At 72.2% G+C, this 18,291-nt stretch carries 24 protein-coding genes; 19 read left to right on the top strand and 5 right to left on the bottom strand.

Features of this window, described 5'->3' with window-relative positions; all coding sequences use genetic code 11:
• Positions 1-79: 79 nt before the first annotated feature.
• Positions 80-751, top strand: coding sequence for an HNH endonuclease family protein (locus AB0J71_RS26900; RefSeq protein WP_352323833.1), 672 nt, complete (start codon positions 80-82; stop codon positions 749-751).
• A gap of 69 nt (positions 752-820) precedes the next feature.
• Here AB0J71_RS26900 and AB0J71_RS26895 read toward each other — a convergent pair whose 3' ends face one another.
• Complete coding sequence (locus AB0J71_RS26895) at positions 821-1,651, bottom strand: alpha/beta hydrolase (RefSeq protein WP_364416581.1); 831 nt, start codon at positions 1,649-1,651, stop codon at positions 821-823.
• 68 nt (positions 1,652-1,719) lie between these two features.
• On the opposite strand from AB0J71_RS26895, the gene AB0J71_RS26890 reads away from it, so the two are divergent.
• Positions 1,720-2,208, top strand: coding sequence for a MarR family transcriptional regulator (locus AB0J71_RS26890; RefSeq protein ID WP_352323831.1), 489 nt, complete (start codon positions 1,720-1,722; stop codon positions 2,206-2,208).
• Positions 2,205-2,735 carry a flavoprotein gene (locus AB0J71_RS26885; protein WP_364416579.1) on the top strand — a complete coding sequence of 177 codons (531 nt, stop codon included), beginning with the start codon at positions 2,205-2,207 and terminating at the stop codon, positions 2,733-2,735. The genes AB0J71_RS26890 and AB0J71_RS26885 overlap by 4 nt, the downstream gene beginning before the upstream one ends.
• On the opposite strand, the gene AB0J71_RS26880 is transcribed toward AB0J71_RS26885, so the two are convergent.
• Positions 2,716-3,768, bottom strand: a complete 1,053-nt coding sequence (locus AB0J71_RS26880; protein WP_364416577.1) for a helix-turn-helix domain-containing protein — start codon at positions 3,766-3,768, stop codon at positions 2,716-2,718. The two genes, AB0J71_RS26885 and AB0J71_RS26880, sit on opposite strands and share 20 nt — an antisense overlap.
• Positions 3,769-3,898: 130 nt before the next feature.
• Between AB0J71_RS26880 and AB0J71_RS26875 the strand changes: the two genes are divergently transcribed.
• The 15 genes from AB0J71_RS26875 to AB0J71_RS26805 all read left to right on the top strand — a co-directional run bounded on the left by AB0J71_RS26875 (position 3,899) and on the right by AB0J71_RS26805 (position 14,467).
• On the top strand, positions 3,899-4,324 hold the full coding sequence (locus tag AB0J71_RS26875; RefSeq protein ID WP_352323828.1) for a DUF6010 family protein: 426 nt from the start codon (positions 3,899-3,901) through the stop codon (positions 4,322-4,324).
• Positions 4,325-4,360: 36 nt separating this feature from the next.
• Positions 4,361-6,160 carry an NAD(P)/FAD-dependent oxidoreductase gene (locus AB0J71_RS26870; protein WP_364416575.1) on the top strand — a complete coding sequence of 600 codons (1,800 nt, stop codon included), beginning with the start codon at positions 4,361-4,363 and terminating at the stop codon, positions 6,158-6,160.
• A 128-nt stretch (positions 6,161-6,288) separates the two neighbouring features.
• The gene (locus AB0J71_RS26865) at positions 6,289-6,558 is read left to right on the top strand and encodes a hypothetical protein (protein ID WP_352323826.1); all 270 of its coding nucleotides are present in this window, start codon (positions 6,289-6,291) and stop codon (positions 6,556-6,558) included.
• Entirely contained in the window at positions 6,551-7,165 is a 615-nt protein-coding gene (locus AB0J71_RS26860) for a DUF6879 family protein (RefSeq protein WP_364416573.1), read from the top strand. Before AB0J71_RS26865 ends, AB0J71_RS26860 begins: the two co-directional genes overlap by 8 nt.
• A gap of 4 nt (positions 7,166-7,169) precedes the next feature.
• On the top strand, positions 7,170-7,889 hold the full coding sequence (locus AB0J71_RS26855; protein WP_364416571.1) for a DUF6082 family protein: 720 nt from the start codon (positions 7,170-7,172) through the stop codon (positions 7,887-7,889).
• 11 nt (positions 7,890-7,900) lie between these two features.
• The gene (locus AB0J71_RS26850) at positions 7,901-8,290 is read left to right on the top strand and encodes a hypothetical protein (RefSeq protein WP_352323823.1); all 390 of its coding nucleotides are present in this window, start codon (positions 7,901-7,903) and stop codon (positions 8,288-8,290) included.
• Positions 8,291-8,333: 43 nt separating this feature from the next.
• Entirely contained in the window at positions 8,334-8,951 is a 618-nt protein-coding gene (locus AB0J71_RS26845; protein WP_352323822.1) for a TetR/AcrR family transcriptional regulator, read from the top strand.
• Positions 8,948-9,364: a thioesterase family protein gene (locus AB0J71_RS26840; protein ID WP_352323821.1), complete on the top strand. Its 417-nt coding sequence runs from the start codon at positions 8,948-8,950 to the stop codon at positions 9,362-9,364. Before AB0J71_RS26845 ends, AB0J71_RS26840 begins: the two co-directional genes overlap by 4 nt.
• Before the next feature lie 61 nt (positions 9,365-9,425).
• Positions 9,426-10,586 carry a sensor histidine kinase gene (locus AB0J71_RS26835; RefSeq protein ID WP_364416569.1) on the top strand — a complete coding sequence of 387 codons (1,161 nt, stop codon included), beginning with the start codon at positions 9,426-9,428 and terminating at the stop codon, positions 10,584-10,586.
• Complete coding sequence (locus AB0J71_RS26830; protein ID WP_352323819.1) at positions 10,574-11,215, top strand: response regulator transcription factor; 642 nt, start codon at positions 10,574-10,576, stop codon at positions 11,213-11,215. The genes AB0J71_RS26835 and AB0J71_RS26830 overlap by 13 nt, the downstream gene beginning before the upstream one ends.
• Before the next feature lie 34 nt (positions 11,216-11,249).
• Positions 11,250-12,044: an MBL fold metallo-hydrolase gene (locus AB0J71_RS26825; RefSeq protein ID WP_352323818.1), complete on the top strand. Its 795-nt coding sequence runs from the start codon at positions 11,250-11,252 to the stop codon at positions 12,042-12,044.
• Positions 12,045-12,079: 35 nt separating this feature from the next.
• Positions 12,080-12,652, top strand: coding sequence for a PadR family transcriptional regulator (locus tag AB0J71_RS26820; RefSeq protein ID WP_364388691.1), 573 nt, complete (start codon positions 12,080-12,082; stop codon positions 12,650-12,652).
• A 114-nt stretch (positions 12,653-12,766) separates the two neighbouring features.
• The gene (locus tag AB0J71_RS26815) at positions 12,767-13,144 is read left to right on the top strand and encodes an SgcJ/EcaC family oxidoreductase (RefSeq protein ID WP_364416567.1); all 378 of its coding nucleotides are present in this window, start codon (positions 12,767-12,769) and stop codon (positions 13,142-13,144) included.
• Entirely contained in the window at positions 13,141-13,491 is a 351-nt protein-coding gene (locus AB0J71_RS26810) for a hypothetical protein (protein WP_364416565.1), read from the top strand. Before AB0J71_RS26815 ends, AB0J71_RS26810 begins: the two co-directional genes overlap by 4 nt.
• A 10-nt stretch (positions 13,492-13,501) precedes the next feature.
• Entirely contained in the window at positions 13,502-14,467 is a 966-nt protein-coding gene (locus AB0J71_RS26805) for a GNAT family N-acetyltransferase (protein ID WP_352329840.1), read from the top strand.
• On the opposite strand, the gene AB0J71_RS26800 is transcribed toward AB0J71_RS26805, so the two are convergent.
• Both AB0J71_RS26800 and AB0J71_RS26795 read right to left on the bottom strand, forming a co-directional pair.
• Positions 14,454-15,803, bottom strand: coding sequence for an ATP-binding protein (locus tag AB0J71_RS26800; protein ID WP_364416563.1), 1,350 nt, complete (start codon positions 15,801-15,803; stop codon positions 14,454-14,456). The two genes, AB0J71_RS26805 and AB0J71_RS26800, sit on opposite strands and share 14 nt — an antisense overlap.
• Positions 15,800-16,471 (bottom strand): response regulator transcription factor, encoded by a 672-nt coding sequence (locus AB0J71_RS26795; RefSeq protein ID WP_352329836.1) that lies wholly within the window; start codon positions 16,469-16,471, stop codon positions 15,800-15,802. Before AB0J71_RS26795 ends, AB0J71_RS26800 begins: the two co-directional genes overlap by 4 nt.
• A gap of 124 nt (positions 16,472-16,595) precedes the next feature.
• Here AB0J71_RS26795 and AB0J71_RS26790 point away from each other — a divergent pair, with 124 nt between their 5' ends.
• Positions 16,596-17,165: a hypothetical protein gene (locus AB0J71_RS26790; RefSeq protein WP_364416561.1), complete on the top strand. Its 570-nt coding sequence runs from the start codon at positions 16,596-16,598 to the stop codon at positions 17,163-17,165.
• A gap of 1 nt (position 17,166) precedes the next feature.
• Here the strand turns inward: AB0J71_RS26790 and AB0J71_RS26785 are convergent, their stop codons facing one another.
• Positions 17,167-18,243, bottom strand: a complete 1,077-nt coding sequence (locus AB0J71_RS26785) for a hypothetical protein (protein WP_364416559.1) — start codon at positions 18,241-18,243, stop codon at positions 17,167-17,169.
• Between the last annotated feature and the right edge of the window lie 48 nt (positions 18,244-18,291).

Below are 18,291 nucleotides of genomic sequence, written 5' to 3'. Positions count from 1 at the left end.
GGAAGGTACGCACCCCCACTTGCGGAGGGCTGGCCATCCACTTGGAGGAGGTCCGTCCTGGGTGGGTATGGGGTAAAGCATGATCTTCCTGAGACGGGCCGTACTGATGGCCGTCCTCGCCTTCCTGGTCATCCCGATCACCGAGGTCGTGGCCGCGCCGCAGCCGGCCGCGGCGCAGTCCGGCGCACGCGCCCATGCGGGCGCGCAGGCCAGTGCGGCGCGGGCCCGCCGCATGCTGGCCCAGCTGCGGGTCGCCAGGCCCTTATCGCTGCGCGGCTACACCCATCGCCGGTTCCAGCCCAAGTGGGGACGTCACAAGGGAAGGTGTGACGTACGCGAGACCGTCCTGGCCCGGGACGGGCGGCGGGTGCGCAGGAACGCGGCCTGCCATCCGGTGAAGGGCGTCTGGTACAGCCCGTACGACGGCAGGCGGCTGAAGAGCGAGCGCCTGGTGGACGTCGACCACGTCGTCCCGCTGGCCTACGCCTGGCGCTCGGGCGCCAAGAGGTGGAGCCCGGCGCGGCGGCGGGCCTTCGCCAACGACCTCACCCGTCCCGAGCTGGTCACCGTCAGCCATTCCGCCAACATCGCCAAGGGCGGGCAGGGGCCGCAGAGCTGGCGTCCGCGCCGCCGTGCGTACTGGTGCCGCTACGCGACCTCGTGGATCACCGTCAAGCACCACTACCGGCTGTTCGTGACGCGCAGCGAGCGTGTGGCGCTGTCCAACATGCTCCGCACCTGCGGCCGCTGACCGCCCGGCGCTGACCGCCCGGCGCTGACCGCCCGGCCGCTGACCGCCCGGACGTTCACGCCCGTACGTTCACGCCTGGACGTGACGGGGAGCGAGGAGCTTCTTGAGCGCACGAGCCGTCGCGCGTGGGAAGGCCGTGTTGCCGTTGTGGCCGCCCGGCAGCGTGACCGGCTCGACGCCGAGCAGCTCGGCCAGCGCGAGCGCGCAGCGGTAGGTGTGCACCGACGGCCGGGTGGCGAGGCCGATCGCCGGGATCACCCGGGTCCCGGTGCCCGCCGTCTCGGCCGGGGCGAGGTCGTCCTCCATGACGGCCGTGAACTCCGTCCCGATGAAGAACCCGAAGTTGGCCTGCCGCCTGGCCGTGAGCGGCTGCGGGGTGAGCCCGTCCTCGGTCTCGTCGTGGGCCGGGTCGATGCCGAGGTGCCGGGTGATCGCGGGGAAGGCCGCGGCCAGCCCGCCGTCCGCGTACGCCCGCTGGATGGCCGCCAGCTCGGCCACGTGCTCGGCGCGGCCGGCGGCGGGCAGCAGGTTCGGCAGCACGGGCTCGTGCGCGATCAGCGTGCGCAGCACGCCGGGGTGGCGGGCCGCGACCCGCAGGCCGATCGCGCCTCCCATGCTGAACCCGGCCATCAGGGCGGGCCCGTCGGCGACCTCGGCGAGCAGCCGCGCGACGTCGTCGGCGTGGTCGGCCATGGTGACGGGCGGGGCGGCGGGGTCGAGGGTGCTGCGCGACAGGCCGCGCCGGTCGTAGGTGACGACGGTGAAGGTGTCCGCCAGGAGCGGCACGAGGTCGGCGGTGCGATCGGCGTCGCCCTCGCCGCTCTGCGACAACAGCAGGACCGGGCCGCTGCCCTCGACCTGGAAGTGGAGGGTGGCGCCGGGGACGGGAAGGGCGGTCATGCGGGTCTCCTCCGCTAGGGAAAAAAAGCATCTAAATCGATGCATCGATCTAGATGTATCATGACTTCATGAACGGAGTCGAACTGTTCCTGCTCGGCCGCACCCTCATGAAGATCGGCGAGCAGGCGATGCCCCAGCCGAAGGGCGACGGCCCGCGGGGCTCGGTCCGCACGGTGCTCGTCGTCCTCGGCGACGTGGTCGCCCACTCCGGCACGACGGTCAGCGAGATCGCGGCCCGGACCGGCCTGCCGCAGAGCCAGGTGTCCACGGCCGTCGCCCGGTTGGAGTCCACGGGGTCGATCGAGGGCGTGCCCGATCCGGCCGACCGGCGGCGGCGGCTCATCCGTCCCGCGGCGACGCCCTCCGCCCGGGTCGCCGAGGTCAGGGCCGCCACGATCGACGACGCCCTCGCCGCCGCCCTGCCCGATCCGGGCCCCGAGGCGGTCGGCGAGGTCACCGCCGCCCTGGAGGTGCTGGCCCGCCACCTCACGCCGGAGGTCGCCGCCCGCGTACGCGATGCCGAGGGGGCGGCGGGCGTCCTACGATCTCAACCGTGAAGACACCGGCACGCAGTCTCCATGTCATCGTGTGCGCGGCGGGCCCGGCCGGCGACGTGGCCAGGCTCGTCGTCCCGGCTCAAGAAGAGGGCTGGGACGTCCAGATCGTCGCCACACCCTCGGCGCTCGGCTTCGTCGACGTGCCGGAGCTGGAGCGCCTGACCGGGCGCCCGGTCCGCAGCCGCTACCGCAGTCCGCACGAGCCCAGGCCGCCGAGGGCCGACGCGATCATCGTCGCCCCGGCCACGTACAACACGATCAACAAGTTCGCCATGGGCGTCGCCGACACCTACGCGCTCGGGCTGCTGGCCGAGGCTCCGGGGCTCGGCATCCCCGTGGTCGTCCTGCCGTTCGTCAACCGCGCGCTCGCCGCCCGCGCGCCCTTCCGGCGCAGCGTCGAGGAGCTGCGGTCGGAGGGGGTGCGCGTCCTGATCGGGCCGGGGCAGTTCGAGCCGCACGCCCCGAGCGCGGGCGACGGCAACGACACCTACGTCTGGGAGAGCGCCCTCACGGCGCTGCGTCCGTGACGAGAGCCTCGTGCGTGACGAGAGCCTCGTCTGTGACGAGAGCCGCGTCCGTGACGAGAGCCGCGTCCGTGACGAGAGCCGCGTCCGTGACGAGAGGCCGGAAAGAGGCGCGGTAGGACTGCGGCGGCACGCCGACCACCCGCTTGAACCGCTCGCGGAGGGCGACCGCCGAGCCGAACCCGGCCTGCGTGGCGATCCGCTCCACGCCGTGGTCGGTGGTCTCCAGGAGGAGCTGCGCCCGCCGCACCCGGGCGCGCAGCAGCCACTGCAGCGGCGTGGTGCCGGTCTGCTCGCGGAACCGGCGGCCGAACGTGCGCTCGCTCATCCCGCTCTGCGCGGCCATCGCGGCCAGGGTCACCTTGCCGTCGAGGTTGTCCTCGATCCACGCCAGCACCGGCTCCAGCAACGAGCCCTGGGGCACCGGCGGCCGGGTGTGCGCCATGAACTGGGCCTGGCCGCCCTCCCGCTCCAGGGGCGTCACCGACAGGCGGGCCGAGTCCGCGGCGACCGCCGAGCCGAAGTCGCGCCGGACGAGGTGCAGGCACAGGTCGAGCCCGGCGGCGGCGCCGGCCGAGGTCAGGATCTGGCCGTTGTCGACGTAGAGCACGTCGGGCCGCACGTCGACGTCGGGGAAGAGCTCGGCCAGCCGGTCGGCGGCCATCCAGTGGGTGGTCGCGCCCAGCCCGTCGAGCAGCCCGGCCGCGGCCAGCGTGAAGGCCCCCGCGCAGATGGAGGCGATGCGGGTGCCGGCGGCGGCCGCGTCGCGTAGCGCCGCGAGCACCTCGGGGCCCGGCGGGGCGGCCTGCTCCGAGCAGCCGGGCACCATGATCGTGTCGGCCGTGCGCAGCGCCTCCAGGCCGTGGGGCGCGACGATCGTGAAGGCGTCGGCGGCCACCTGCGGCGTCGCCGCGCACACCTGGACCCGGTACGGGCGGCTCCCGTCGGCCAGCCGGGCGCGGCCGAACACCTCGACCGGGATCGCCAGGTCGGCCGCCACCACGTGATCGAGGGCCAGGACCGCCACAGTGTGCATGCGGCCACGCTAGGCCAGGCGGCGGGCGGTTGGCGGGAACTCGTCGGAGTTTGTCGAGCCACCCTCTGGGAGGGTCCGGACGGCCCGCCTAGCCTGGCTGCGTTCCCCCGAATCCAGCAGGAAGTGCCCCATGTCCATCCTCATGCCGATCCTGATCGGCCTGGTCGCCGTCTCCCTCGTCTCCCTGATCCCCGAGCCGCACGGCCGCCGCGCCAACGCCGTGCTGGTGGCCGGCGCGGGCGCCGCGTACCTCAGCGGCGGCGGGCTCGGCTACTGGGAGTTCCTGCTGCCCGTCGTGATGACCTACGTCGCCTACCGCGGGCTGGAGAGCTGGACGTTCATCGGCATCGGCTGGCTGCTGCACACCGCCTGGGACGTGCTGCACCACCTCCAGGGCAGCCCGCTGCTGCCCTTCGCCGCGGACTCCTCCTTCGGCTGCGCCATCTGCGATCCGGTGATCGCGTTGTGGTGCTTCGCGGGCGGTCCGCCGGTCCTCGGCCGGCTGCGGGCCCGCTTCACCCGGCCGCGGGCCTTGTCGAACGAGATTCGCGAATGACATTCTGGAATTCGGAACCTCGTCCCCGGAGGACGTATGGACAAAGAAGCCCTCCGCCGCAAATACCTCGAAGAGCGCGACAAGCGGCTCCGCCCGGACGGCAACGACCAGTACGTCCGCCTCACCGGCCGCTTCGCCCACTACCTCGACGACCCGTACACGCCGAGGACCGAGCGCGAACCGAAGACCGACCACGTGACGGTGGCCGTCGTCGGCGGCGGGTTCGCCGGGCTCGTCACCGGCGCCCGGCTCAGGGAGGCGGGGGTCGGCGACGTGCGGATCGTCGAGAAGGGCGGCGACTTCGGCGGCACCTGGTACTGGAACCGCTACCCGGGAGCCCAGTGCGACACCGCGTCGTTCGTGTACATGCCGCTCCTGGAGGAGACCGGCCACATGCCGACGGAGAAGTACGCGCACGCCCCCGAGATCCTCGAACACTGCCGCCGCATCGGCAAGCACTACGGCCTGTACGACGACGCGCTCTTCCACACCGAGGTCCAGGACCTGGAGTGGGACGCCTCCCGGTCGCGCTGGACCGTGCGCACGAACCGCGGCGACGCCTTCACCGCCCGGTTCGTGGTCATGGGCATCGGTCCGCTGCACGTGCCCAAACTCCCCGGCATCCCGGGCATCGACCACTTCCGGGGGCATTCGTTCCACACCAGCCGCTGGGACTACGACTACACCGGCGGCGACCCCACCGGCGCGCCCATGGACCGGCTGGCGGACAAGCGCGTCGCCGTCATCGGCACGGGCGCGACGGCCGTGCAGTGCGTGCCGCACCTGGCCCGCGCCTGCGCCGAGCTGTACGTGTTCCAGCGCACCCCCTCCTCGGTGGACGTACGCGACAACCGGCCCACCGACCCCGCCTGGTTCGCCGGGATCGCCACCCCGGGCTGGCAGCAGCGCTGGCTGGAGAACTTCACCGGCAACCAGACCGGCGGCCTGGTCGACGAGGACCTGGTGATGGACGGCTGGACCGACATCGCCCGCCGCGTCCGCGCCCGCATCGCGGCCCTGCCGCCCGAGGACCTGACCCCGGAGAAGATGGCGCAGGCGTACGAGGACTCCGACTTCGAGAAGATGGAGGAGATCCGGGCCCGCGTCGACTCGATCGTCGCCGACCCGCGGACCGCCGCGAAACTCAAGGCCTGGTACCGCCAGCTCTGCAAGCGTCCCTGCTTCCACGACGAGTACCTGCAGTCCTTCAACGTGCCGGGCACCCACCTGGTGGACACCGACGGCAAGGGCGTCGAGCGCGTCACCCGGCGCGGGGTGGTGGCCGGGGGCGTCGAGTACGAGGTCGACTGCGTCATCTACGCCTCGGGCTTCGAGGTGACCACCGACTACACCCGGCGCGCCGGCTACGAGCTGACCGGCCGCGACGGCCTGCGGCTCACCGACCGCTGGGCGGACGGCATGCGCACCCTGCACGGCATCCACGTGCACGGCTTCCCCAACGCCTTCGTCGTCCAGCCCACGCAGGGCGCGAACCTCATCTCCAACATCCCGCACAACCTCACCGAGGCTGGCCGGACCATCGCCACGATCGTCAGCCATGCGCTCGGCCAGGGCTTCGACGAGGTCGAGGCGACCCGGGAGGCCGAGGACGCCTGGATCGAGCTGCTGCTGTCGGGCCCGGGAAGCATCCTGGGCGCCTCCGCCGACTGCACACCCGGCTACTACAACAACGAGGGCCAGGACGCCGGCATGAAAGGCCGGCTGAACATCGGCCATCCCCAGGGGGCGATGGCGTACTTCGCCTACATCGACGGCTGGCGCACGTCCGGGACGTTCGAGGGGCTGGAGTTCCGCAAGCACGCAGCGGGAGAATGATCCGGCGCTCCCCGCCGGAACATTACTGCCGCCGCAGTGAATTCACTCTTCCGTGACGGGGACATTGTCGGTCATGGCATTCGATGTCACACTCATGCGTAACGCCACCAGGGAAAAGGGGTTTTGCCGTGGCGCGTCCATGGGAAGCTGACGCATCGGCCGAACTGCGACGACGCCTGGGGAGGTCGGCCCTTGAGCTGGGCGATACCACGGCAAGCCCCTCATGTCCCGATATCTGGGAGCTATCCAACGGCGATATCGCGGTGATAGGACGCGACCTCACGGAGAGTTATCGTGGCCGCCTGCCCGAGGGGGTTAGTATTGCCCGAGACGAACGCCTGGTCGTCATTCCCCGCAAGATGCTCGTAGCCGCCAAGCCGGATATCCCTGATGCTTAGAAACGTCGCTGCGGCGCAGTCCCAGCAGCTCACTCCAGATGAGTATTTCTCCGACTTCTGGCCATACTTCCGCGAGCTCGAACGTGTCTTCTGGAAACTGGAGACCCGCCAGAGCTACCGCGAGCCGGACGAGCCGAGCTGGCTGGCCCTCGACGCCGGCGACTGGGGAGAGGCGATCCGGCTCATCGACGAGCGTCGCCACGAGATCCAGCGGCCGCTGCGCGAGGCGGGGAAGTTCGCGATGCGGCGCGTGCGGCTGGTCGAGCGGCCCTTCAGCCGTTACCTGCAGTGGGAGCTCTACTACATCCGCCTGCGGGCGCTGGCCGGTGAGCACATCCGCGTGCTCGAAGCCGACCGCCTGCCCGCGCTCGGCTTCCCCGGGCCGCTGCCCGAGCTGGTCGTCCTCGACTCGACCGTCATGTACGAGGTGCTCTACAGCGAGGACGGCACACTGACCGGAGCGCGCAAGATCCTCGACCGGCCGTTGATCGAGAGCTGCGGAGACGAGCTGGAAAAGCTTTTCGGTCAGGGAGTGGAGCTCATCCCGTACATGACCGCCGAACGCGACGTCCTCCCCCCGCCCCTGCGCCACTCCGCCACGTTCTAGCGCGGTGAACAGACGGTCGTTCGGGCGCTACTGGGTGACCATCCTGCTCCTGCTGTCGGTCGTCGCCGCCGCCGGACTGGTCGTCGCCTCGCCCTTCTTCCTGGCCGCCCTGGGGCGCAGCCGCGGCGACTGGTCGGTGCTCGGCGACATCGGCCAGACGTACGGCGCGGCCTCGGCCATCCTGGCCGTCCTCGCGCTCATCGGCGTGGCGTTCTCGCTCGTGCTCCAGGCCAGAGAGGCCAAGTCCGCCAGGGAGCAGGCGCTGCGCACGCTGCATGGCGACCTGATGAAGATGGCGATGGACGACCCGCTCTACCGGGCCTGCTGGGGAGCGTTCTTCGCCTCCGGCGACGAGGAGGGGCAGCGGGCCCACCTGTACGTGAACATGATCCTCAACCACTGGCTGCTGATGTGGGAGCTGCGCTCGATCACCGAGGCGCACCTGCGGCAGATCGCCGCGACCGTGCTCGCCGGGCCGATCGGTCGCGACTTCTGGCGTCAGGTGCGGACGTTGCGGACGACGAGCGCCGGGTCGCGCAGGGAACGCCGGTTCAATCTGATCATCGACGACGTCTACTCGGAGGTCACCGCCGGCGAGGCGGCGCCCGTGGCCGCGCAGGCGCCCCGCGGGGGAAGTTCCGTGGTGGTGAGGGTCGGGGTGGCGCTCGCGCTGGTCGTTGTCGTTCGGCGTATTCTGCGGGGTTTCGTCGGGAGTGGGCGCTAGTTTCGTCCACCATGAGCTACGACCTGTACTTCGGCTCGGAGAGCGACGAGCCGCGCCCGCCGGACCTGGTGGCGTGGAACAACGTCGTCACCCAGGCCCGCGCGCTCCTCGGCGACGTGACGGTCTTCGAGGACCCGCCCAACTGGGAGCTCGAACACGAGGGCACCGGCATCTCCGTGGACCACTGGGCGGGCGGCTGGGGGATCAGCGTGCCGTACTGGTGGCACGGTGAGGCCGCGGGCCGGGTCGTGGACCTGATGTACCAGGTGGCGCGGATCGTCGAGCGGGAGTCGGGGCTCGACGGCAACGACCCGCAGCTCGACTGCCCGATCATGGAAGCGGACGCGGCGGCGGCGGTCCGGATCTTCGACGCGGTCGCGGTGCGCTACGGGAGGGTCTGACCCCACCAATCTGAACGATCGGTCGTTAATGTATGCTGGCGGCATGGCCGACGTGAAGGAAGACGGTCGCCGGGCGCGCGGGCAGCGCAGCCGTGAGGCGATCCTCGGACAGGCCGTGTCGCTGGCCTCGGTGCACGGTCTGGACGGGCTGACCCTGGGCCGGCTGGCCGAAGCCGCCGGTGTCAGCAAATCCGGATTTTTCGCTCACTGGCGAGATAAAGAGCAACTTCAGCTCGACACCATCGAGTGGGCCGTCCGCCAATGGACCGACGAGATCGTCAAGCCCGCGCTCAAGGCCCCTCCCGGCGTGGCCCGCGTCCTGGCCCTGCACGAGGCGCGCCTGCGTTTCTACGAGAGGGGCGTCCTGCCCGGCGGGTGCTTCTTCTACACGGCGCGGGTGGAGTTCGACGACCGTCCCGGCCCGGTCAGGGACCGGGTGGCCGAGTCGATGGCCGACTGGCTGCACTTCGTCGAGCGGCTGGTCCGGGAGGCGGTCGAGCTGGGGGAGTTGCGTCCGGAGACCGACCCGGCGCAGCTCGCGTACGAGATCGACGCCCTCGGCGAGGCCGCGGTCACCCACACCCGCCTGCTCGGCAGGGGCGAGGCCGCCTACGAGCGGGCCCGCCGCGCCGTCCACGACCGACTGAAGGAGCTCGCGTGACCCAGACCCGACCCGCCCAGGTGCACTTCGACGACCTCGACGCGATGGGCCTGCTGCACAACTCGCGTTACGCCCTGCTGGTCGAGCGCGCGATCTCCGCCTACTGGGCCGAGCAGGGCTGGAGCTTCGACCCGGCGATCTCCAAGTTCAAGGACCTCTACCTGGCCGTCCGCGAGTTCAAGATCACCTACAACGCGCCGGTCATGGGCGCGGGCCAGGTGCAGGTCGACTTCTGGATCGACCGCATGGGCCGCACCAGCGGCGTGTACGGCTTCCGCGTCCTGTCCGAGGACCGCTCGGTCGTGCACGCCGAGGGCTACCGCGTCAACGTCAACCTCGATCCGCAGACCTTCCGGCCCACGCCGTTCAGCGCCGAGCTGCGTACCGCCGCCGAGCCGCTGATGGCGGGCTGAGCCGCCGAGGGTAGACCCTGCACTACTGCGGGCCGTTCCCGTCCCCGGATACGGTCGCCGGGTGGGAAACAGGACCGCGCTCGAAGCGCTCACGCAGCGGCCGGCCGCCTTCCTCCGGTCGGCCTGGCCGTGGCGGTGCGTGGCGTACCTGGTGGGCAGCGTGCTGCCGGGGGCGGCCGTCGGGCTCGGGGTCATCGCGGTCGGGCTCGCCGGACCGCCGGTCGGCCTGCTGCTCGTGCCGGTGCTGCTCACGCTGGTCGTGCCGCCGGCCGCCCGGTTCGAACGGGTGCGGCTGCGCCTGGTGGACACCGTGCCGCTGCCGTCGGTGCCCGACCGGCGCCGGCGGGCGGCCGGGGTCGCGGTCATGACGGTGTTCGCGATGTGGTGGATCGACCTGGTCATGCTGGGGTTCACCGTCGGGGGGCCGGTGCTGCTGATCCTGTCCCCCGTGGTCCAGCCGGAGGCCGGGCCGGTGCTCGGCGCCGTGGCGGGCGTGGCGGGGGTGCTGCTGCTGCCGGTGGCGGCGTACACGATCACGGCGTGGGGCGGGGCGCGCGGCGCGATGGTCAGGGCGGTGCTGGCGCCGGCCGGGTCGGAGCTGAGCGAGGTCATGCGGTCGCGGGCGCGCCTGGTGGACGCGTTCGAGACCGAGCGCCGCCGGATCGAGCGGGACCTGCACGACGGCGCGCAGCAGCGGCTGGTCGCCCTGTCGATGACGCTCGGCCTGGCCCGGCTGGACGTGCCCGACGGCTCGCCGACGGCCCGGCTGCTCGACGTGGCGCACGACGAGGCCAGGCAGGCGCTGGCCGAGCTGCGCGAGCTGATCCGGGGCGTGCACTCGCAGGTGCTCACCGACCGGGGGCTGGGCGCGGCGATCCGCGACGTGGCCGGACGCTCGCCCGTCCCCGTGGACGTGGACGCCGACGAGCTCGGACGGCTGCCCGCGCCCGTCGAGGTCACCGCGTACTACGTGGTCACCGAGGCGCTGGCGAACGTGGCCAGGCACAGCGGAGCCACGAGGGCCGCGGTCACCGCCCGGACGGTGGCCGGCACGCTGGCCGTCGAGGTGCGCGACGACGGCGTCGGCGGCGCGGACCCGGCCAGGGGCACCGGGCTGACCGGCCTGGCCGACCGGCTGGCCGTGGTGGCGGGACGATTGTCGGTGTCCAGCCCGCCGGGCGGCCCGACCCTGGTACGAGTGGAGATCCCGTGCGCGTCGTGATCGCCGAGGATGCCGTGCTGCTCCGCGAGGGGCTGGTGGGGCTGCTCGAACGGTTCGGCCACACCGTGGCGGCCTCGGTCGGCGACGCCGGCGCCCTGGTCGCGGCGGTCGCCGAACACCGCCCCGACGCCGTGGTGACCGACGTGCGCATGCCCCCGGGCTTCAGCGACGAGGGCCTGCGCGCCGCGCTCGGCCTGCGCCGCCGCCACCCCGAGCTGGCCGTCCTCGTGCTCAGCCAGTACGTCGAGCAGACGTACGCGGCCGAGCTGCTGGAGTCCGGCGCCGGCGCGGGCGTCGGCTACCTGCTGAAGGACCGGATCGGCGACGTGCGCGAGTTCGTCGACGCGCTCGACCGGGTGGCCGCGGGCGGCACGGTCGTGGACCCGGAGGTGGTGCGCCAGCTCCTGCGCCGCCGGCGCGACCCGCTGGCCCGGCTCACCCCGCGCGAGCAGCAGGTGCTCGCCCTGATCGCCGAGGGCCGCGCGAACGCCTCGATCGCCAGGGAGCTGGTCGTCACCGACGCCGCGGTGGCCAAGCACATCGCCGGCATCTTCACCAAGCTCGACCTGCCGCCGGAGTCCGACGGCCACCGCCGGGTCCTGGCCGTGCTGGCCTACCTCCGGGGATGACCGGCGGGAAGTCCGAAAAGTAAGGTTCGTTGCCATGAACGAGCAGTGGCAGGAGGTCGGCGACCGGGTCTACGTGCGTCGCCATGAGTCCTTCGACCTGAACACGGGCCTCATCGTGGGCGACGGGCACTGTCTGGTGCTCGACACCCGAAGCTCCCACCGGGAGGCCGCCGACCTGATCGACGCGATCAGGACGATCACCGGCCACCCGTGGACGGTCGTGAACAGCCATTCGCATTTCGACCACTACTTCGGCAACGCGCTCTTCCGTCCCGCCGAGATCTGGAGCCACGTCCGGTGCGCCGAGGAGATCGAGGTGTACGGCGAGCGGCACCGCGCGGACGTCATGGAACGGCGGCCCGACCGCCGCGCGGAGATGGAGGAGATCGCCATCACGCCGCCCGACCACACCTTCACCGTCTCGGCCAGCCTCGACATCGGCGGACGCATGGTGCACCTGCGGCACTTCGGGCTCGGCCACAGCAGCAACGACATCGTCGTGCACGTGCCGGACGCCGGCGTGGTGTTCGCCGGCGACCTGGTCGAGGAGGGCGCGCCGCCGGCGTTCGGCGACTCCTACCCGCTCGACTGGCCCAACACGACGGCCGCGATGCTCGACGCGCTGCCCGAGCAGGTGTTCGTGCCGGGGCACGGCGCGGTGGTCGGCCGGGCCTTCGTCCAGGAGCAGCAGGCCGAGCTGGCGCTGGTGGCGGAGCTGGCCGCGAAGGCCCACGTGGAGGGGCTGCGGGACTCGATCACGCGGTTCCCGTACCCGGAGGAGGTGTCGCGGCAGGCGATCGAGCGGGCCTTCCTCCAGCTCGACAGGTGAGCTATATTGCAAATTGCAATATAGGGGGAGGCAACATGGCACAACGCAAGGGCCTGGTCGACCTGACCGTGCTCGCCCTGCTCACGGTGCACCCGAGCCACCCCTACGAGCTCCACCGCTTCATCATCGACACGCACAAGGACTACATCACCGGCCTGCCGCGCAGCCTCTACCACGCGGTCGAGCGGCTGGCCAGGGACGAGCTGATCGTCCCCGCCGCGACCGGCCGCGAGGGCCGCCGTCCCGAGCGCACGGTCTACGAGATCACCGACGAGGGCCGCGAAGAGCTGATCACCCGGCTCCGGCGGCTGCTGGAGCAGCCCGACCCCGACCGGCGCGCCTTCGTCGCGGCCATCTCGCTGATCGGCTGCCTGCCGCTGCCCGAGGCGCAGCGGGCGCTGCGCACCCGCGCCGCGACCCTCGAAGGCACGCTCGCCGGGATGGAAGGGCACATCAAGGCCATGCACGACAGCGGCCTGCCCGAGATCCTCATGCTGGAGGTCGAGTGCGAGCAGGCGCTGCACGCCGCCGAGCTCGCCTGGATCAGAAGACTTCTCGACCGGCTCGACCAGGGCGAGCTCGCCTGGACGAGCACGACCGAGGGGTGAGAGAAGGGCCGCCGGGGTGCGCCAACACCCCGGCGGCCGACATCCGAACACGGCGCCTGCCCTGCCCGGACGCGCAACTCCCAGGATAGGCGCCGCGACGAAAGGAGCTGTGCCATGTCCGAAGAGATCATCCGCCTGGTGGAGCGGATGACGGAGACCTGGAACGCCGGCGACTCCGCCGCCTACGCCGGTCTGTTCACCGAGGACGCCGACTACATCACCTTCTTCGGCCTGCACCTGCGGGGCAGGAAGGCGATCGAGGAGACCCACCGCGCGCTGTTCGAGACCTCGATCAAGCTGGCCGAGGGCGGCCCCGCGCCGATCGTCCGGCCGCTGACCGACGACGTCGCGCTGGTGATCGTCGGCGGCAGCTCGTCGGTGGCCGGCGTGCCCGACCCGAGCAGGCAGTCCGTCGTCACGCTGACCGCGCTGCGCACGCCGGAAGGCTGGCGGTTCGCCTCCTTCCAGAACAGCCGGGTGCGCAAGCCGTGAGGAAGCGGCTGATCACCGAGGTGGCCGGGGTGGTCGGCGCCCCGGTCGAGCAGGTGTGGCAGGCCCTGATGCGCTCACTGCCCACACACCCGATGACCGTCGAGAAGGACGGGTACACCGTCGCCTTCCAGGGCGGCTGGTGGTACCGGGGCGAATGGGCCGTGCTCCCGCACCCGGAGGGCGCCCGCGTGGAGCACCGCGTCTACGACGTGGCCGAGCGGGGACGCTGGGCCGTGCCCCTGGCCAACCGGTTCTTCATCGGGTTCGGGCAGCGGACGAGGAAGGGCTTCGCCGAAGGCATCGCCCGCATAGGGAAAGAACTGGGGTGTTTCGCCAGGCTGTCCTAGGCTGCTGGCCATGAGCCTGGTGTGGGAACCGCTGACCCCTGACGACGCCGAGGCGCTCGCCGCCCTCCTGGCCGCGATCGAGGCCGAGGATCGCACGGGCGAGGTCCCCGACCTCGACGACGTCAGGGAGCAGCTCGGCCACCGCCTGATCGACCTGGCCGCGGGGACGCTCGCGGCCAGGCAGGGCGGCGAGATCGTCGCCTACGGCTACCTGCCGGTCCGGCAGTCCGTCACCGACAGCCACGTCATGCGGCTGTCGGGCGGCGTGCACCCCGCCCACCGCAGGCGCGGGCTCGGCCGGCGGATCGTCGACTGGAGCCTGGCCGTGGCGCCTGGGTTGAGCGAGCGGGCCTTCCCCGGCGTCCAGCCGGAGATCCACCTCCACGTGCCCGACACCAACGTCGGGCTGAAGGCGCTGGCCGAGGGCGCCGGTTTCGTCGCCAACCGCTGGTTCGCCCACATGGGACGCTCGCTGTCGGGCGACCTGCCGGCCTTCGCGCCGCCCGCCGGGGTGACCGTCGCCCCCTGGTCGCCCGAGCTGGACGAGGGCGCCCGCCGCGTACGCAACGAGGCGTTCCTCGACCACTGGGGCAGCGTTCCGCACACCCCGGAGAGCTGGCGCGACTACATCGTCGGCTCCCAGAACTTCCTGCCGGAATCGTCGTTCGTGGCCCTGCACGACGGCCGGGCGGTGGGCACGCTCATCACCCACACCTTCGAGGGCTACAACGAGCTGGCCGGCGAGCGCCGGGCCTGGATCCAGATCGTCGGCACGCTCCGGGAGTGGCGCGGCAAGGGCGTGGCCGGTGCGCTGATCGCGCACGCCCTGGCCGCCTTCCGCGCACAGGGGTTCGACACGACCGGGCTGGGCGTCGACGCCGACAACCCCACGGGAGCCGTCAGCGTCTACTCCCGCGCCGGTTTCGAGATCTTCCAGCGCAGCACGAACTACGCCCTGGTCGTCAAACGGGGCTGAGCGCCCCCTCCGCGAGGGGGAACCGGGCCACGAAACCGGCGTCCGTGTACGTGAGCGTGCCGCCGTGCAGGTGGGCGATGTCCCTGGCGATGGGCAGGCCGAGCCCGGCGCCGCCGGCGTCCCTCGCACGCGCCTCGTCCAGGCGGGTGAAGCGGCCGAAGACGGCCTCGCGGTGCTCCGGCGGGATCCCCGGGCCGTCGTCGTGCACCTCCAGCACGGCCTGGCCCTCCTCGGCGCGCACCCGCACGCGTACGGCCGAGGCGGCGTGCCGGACGGCGTTGTCGGCCAGGTTGGTGACCAGCCGGTCGAGGTGCGCGCGGGAGCCGTTCAGCACCACGTCGGGCTCGATGTCCAGCTCGACCCTGATCTCCGGCCGCCGCCTGGCCCGCAGCGACTCCTCGGCCGCCACCTGACCCAGGTCCAGCTCGCCGGTGCGCAGCGGCTCGCCGGCGTCCAGCTTGGCCAGCATGAGCAGGTCGGCGGCCAGCGACTGCAGGCGTTCGACGTCGGCCAGCGCCTCGCGGGTGAGCTCGCTCTGCTCGGCCAGTTCGAGCCGGGCCCGCAGGGTGGCGATGGGGCTGCGCAGCTCGTGGGCGGCATCGGCGACGAACCGCTTGTGCCGGCCCACGGCCGTCTCCAGGCGGTCGAGGGTGCCGTTCACGGTGGTGGCCAGGGCCGCGATCTCGTCCTTGGAACCCGGCACCGGGACGCGCTGGTGCAGGTCGCGGGCCGTGATGTCGGCCACCTTAACCCTGATCGCGGCCACGGGGGCCAGCGCGCGGCCCACGGAGAACCAGGTCATCCCGGCCACCACGAGCAGCAGGGCGGGCACGCCCGGCAACAACGCGCCGTACAGGGCCTGGACGGCCTTCTGCACGCCGTCCAGGGAGACCCGCGACCAGAGCGTGGCCGGGCCGGTCGGCGTGCTCACCTGCAGCCCCGCGACGGCGTATTCGGCCGGCTGCGCCCACAGGGCGGGCGAGCCGGTGGCGCGGCCGGCCAGGACGAGATCGGGATCGGCGAGCCGCACCACGGACAGGTCGTCCGCCATGATCGTGGTCGTCTGGGCGGCGGTCGTCGTGGCCGCCGGCGTCACCCCCTCAGGCATGATCGGCACCGTCTCCGCGTACGGCATCGCCGCCGCGGCGCGCCTGGCCGCCTCCTCGCCCGCGTTGCCCTCCAGCGTGCCGCGCAACGCCATGACCAGCACCAGGGCGGCGACGCCGAGCGCCAGGGCCACCACCAGCGTCGCCGCGACGGTGGCCCGCACCCGCACCGACGACAGCCCGCCCGGCACCCGCGCCCAGCTCGGCCTCCGTTCGAGCAGCGCCCTCATGCCGCCTCCAACCGGTAGCCCGCTCCCCGGACGGTCACCAGCGTCGTCCGCCCGAACGGCAGGTCGATCTTCCTGCGCAGTGCGCTGATGTAGACCTCGACGATGTTCGGGTCGCCGTCGTAGGAGAAGTCCCACGCCTGGGCCAGCAGCTCGCTCTTGGAGACCACCTCGCCGGGGCGGCGGGCGAGCGCGTGCAGCACCGCGAACTCCTTCGGCGTCAGCCCGACCTCCACCCCGCCCCTGCGGCAGCGCAGGCCGGCCGGGTCCACCACCAGGTCGCCGACCGTGATCGTGACCGGCCGCTCGGTCCCGCCGCGCCGCACCAGGGCGCGCAGCCGGGCCAGCAGCACCACGTACGAGAACGGCTTGGCCAGGTAGTCGTCGGCGCCGTTGTCCAGCGACTCGGCCTCGTCGTGGACGCCGTCCTTGGCGGTGAGCATCATGATCGGGGTCCAGTCGCCCGCCTCGCGCAGCCGGGAGCAGACCGTGTAGCCGTTCATCCTGGGCAGCATCACGTCCAGGACGATCACGTCGTAGGAGTTCTCGGTCGCCATCCACAGGCCGTCGCGCCCGTCGTGGGCCACGTCCACGGCGAAGCCCTCGCCCGCCAGCCCGCCCTTGATCAGGCCGGCCAGCCGTTCCTCGTCCTCCACCAGCAGCACTCGCACGACGTCCAGAGTGCCTGAGCGAACCTAAAGCCAACCTGAAGATCATTTAGGGCGCGTTCAGGGACGCTTCAGGTGCGGGCGAGCACGCTCGGGGCGTTCGGATGGATCCCACTGAGGAGATTGCATGTTCAAGCGACGTCTCGCGGTCCTCGGCACGGTGGGGGTGCTCGCGCTCGCGGGCCTGGGCGGCTCCGCCCTGGCCGACGGGACCCCCGCCCCCGACGCCACCACCACCACCACTATGGCTGTGTCCTGCCGGACGCCTGACGGCAAGGAGGTCAAGCTCGCCGACGGCCCGGCGGCCCGCGTGTTCGTCATGCGCGACGAGAAGGGGGAGCGGGCGGACGGCGCGCCGGAGCTCAAGGCCGAGCGGGGCCGCGTGATCGAGCTCGCACCCCGGACCAGCACCGAGGCCACCCCGGCCACCCCCTCCGCCCCGGCCGCCCCTCAGTCCGGCACCGAGGCCGCGCCCACCACGCCGAGCGCCACCCTTCCCGAGGGCGAGGCCGTGCCCGCCGTCCCGGCGACGCCCCTGACCGATGCCGAGACCGGGCCCGCCGCCCTTCCTGAAGGCGAGGCGGCGCGGGTGCTCCCGGCGCTGCCCGCGACCGAGCTTCCCCCGGGCGCCGTGAAGCTGGACGACCCCAGCAAGGTCGTCCGCATCGTCTGCGCCCCCGCCGAGTCCGTCAAGTAGTTCACCCGGGGAACGACGGGTGCGGGCCGAGCGCCCAGTACTCGAACAGGCCGTGGCCGACGAGCCCGTCGTACTCGAAGCGGCCGACGGCGTCGACCAGGCCCCACATCCTGGCGGCGTCGTCGGGCAGCCGGTACGTCACCCCCTGCACGACCGTCCCCGGCCCCTGGTACATGCCGTGCCGCCACTCCGGCTCCAGCCCGTATCCGGTGCCGGCCATGAGGTGCACCGGCAGCACCGGCGTGCAGCGCACCTCGAACGGCCTGCCGCCGGGCGGCGAGAAGGCGATCACGGCGTCCACGACGTCCCGGGTGCCCGAGGCGTAGACCGGGCGGTAGTCCGGCCGGCCGAGGTACTCCTCCTCCCGCCCGTCCGTCCAGACGCGTACGGCCTCCTCCAGCAGCCGCCGGCCACGGTGGTCCTCCTGGACGATGCACAGGATGGCGTGGTCGTCGAACTTCATCGGCGTGTACAGCCAGTAGAACGTGCCGGGGCTGTTGGCCTGGATGCCGGGCGGCTCGGGCTCGCCCACCGGCCGCACACCCCATGACCGGTCCCTGGTGCCGAGCCAGCGGTCGGGGGTGACCGGGATCACCTGGTCGCCGACGGTGATGCTGCCGGACCAGCGGCCGGTCTGGGCGAGCCGCACCGAGTCGAACATCACCCGTTCCTGCCGGCGCAGGAAATGGCGGGGTTCGAGGGTCGCCGGGATCGTCCCCTCCCAGTCGAGCTCGAAGGACAGGCCATGCTCGGTCGGCTCCAGGATCACCCGGAGCCGCTTGAGCCCTTCGATCACCTCGACCCGGAAGGGGCCGATCCTGGTGTCCATCCGGTCAGGGCCCAGCTCGCGCGAGGCCCGCACGACCCGGTGCAGGTCGCCGTGCCGTACGCAGGCGAAGGCGTCGGTGACGCCGAGGTTGGGGTACTGGCCGAGGCCGACGATCAGCATGAGCTCGTCGGTGCCGGCATGGCAGTTGAAGTAGTAGCGGTCGTAGAAGTTGCGGTCGGAGGTGGCGACGTGCCGCATGACCTGGGCGGTCTGGTGCACGGGGTGATCGTCGAGCGGTGACAGCGCCATGCCCGGGTTTGTAGCAAGCGCTTGGTGAAACGTCAACGGGCCAGAACG

Source organism: Nonomuraea sp. NPDC049637, assembly GCF_040675235.1.
In the GTDB taxonomy this organism is placed as follows: domain Bacteria; phylum Actinomycetota; class Actinomycetes; order Streptosporangiales; family Streptosporangiaceae; genus Nonomuraea.
Note: the sequence above shows the minus strand (reverse complement) of the source record. Positions and strands in the feature narration are given on the sequence as shown.

Bases quoted from the DNA above. Each gene is read 5' to 3' on its own strand.
- AB0J71_RS26800 (WP_364416563.1), bottom strand. From the start codon at position 15,803: ATGAGGGCGCTGCTCGAACGGAGGCCGAGCTGGGCGCGGGTGCCGGGC.
- AB0J71_RS26825 (WP_352323818.1), top strand. From the start codon at position 11,250: ATGAACGAGCAGTGGCAGGAGGTCGGCGACCGGGTCTACGTGCGTCGC.
- AB0J71_RS26900 (WP_352323833.1), top strand. From the start codon at position 80: ATGATCTTCCTGAGACGGGCCGTACTGATGGCCGTCCTCGCCTTCCTG.
- AB0J71_RS26895 (WP_364416581.1), bottom strand. From the start codon at position 1,651: ATGACCGCCCTTCCCGTCCCCGGCGCCACCCTCCACTTCCAGGTCGAG.
- AB0J71_RS26875 (WP_352323828.1), top strand. From the start codon at position 3,899: ATGTCCATCCTCATGCCGATCCTGATCGGCCTGGTCGCCGTCTCCCTC.
- AB0J71_RS26805 (WP_352329840.1), top strand. From the start codon at position 13,502: ATGAGCCTGGTGTGGGAACCGCTGACCCCTGACGACGCCGAGGCGCTC.
- AB0J71_RS26880 (WP_364416577.1), bottom strand. From the start codon at position 3,768: ATGCACACTGTGGCGGTCCTGGCCCTCGATCACGTGGTGGCGGCCGAC.
- AB0J71_RS26890 (WP_352323831.1), top strand. From the start codon at position 1,720: ATGAACGGAGTCGAACTGTTCCTGCTCGGCCGCACCCTCATGAAGATC.
- AB0J71_RS26815 (WP_364416567.1), top strand. From the start codon at position 12,767: ATGTCCGAAGAGATCATCCGCCTGGTGGAGCGGATGACGGAGACCTGG.
- AB0J71_RS26850 (WP_352323823.1), top strand. From the start codon at position 7,901: ATGAGCTACGACCTGTACTTCGGCTCGGAGAGCGACGAGCCGCGCCCG.
- AB0J71_RS26820 (WP_364388691.1), top strand. From the start codon at position 12,080: ATGGCACAACGCAAGGGCCTGGTCGACCTGACCGTGCTCGCCCTGCTC.
- AB0J71_RS26845 (WP_352323822.1), top strand. From the start codon at position 8,334: ATGGCCGACGTGAAGGAAGACGGTCGCCGGGCGCGCGGGCAGCGCAGC.
- AB0J71_RS26790 (WP_364416561.1), top strand. From the start codon at position 16,596: ATGTTCAAGCGACGTCTCGCGGTCCTCGGCACGGTGGGGGTGCTCGCG.
- AB0J71_RS26860 (WP_364416573.1), top strand. From the start codon at position 6,551: ATGCTTAGAAACGTCGCTGCGGCGCAGTCCCAGCAGCTCACTCCAGAT.
- AB0J71_RS26785 (WP_364416559.1), bottom strand. From the start codon at position 18,243: ATGGCGCTGTCACCGCTCGACGATCACCCCGTGCACCAGACCGCCCAG.
- AB0J71_RS26870 (WP_364416575.1), top strand. From the start codon at position 4,361: ATGGACAAAGAAGCCCTCCGCCGCAAATACCTCGAAGAGCGCGACAAG.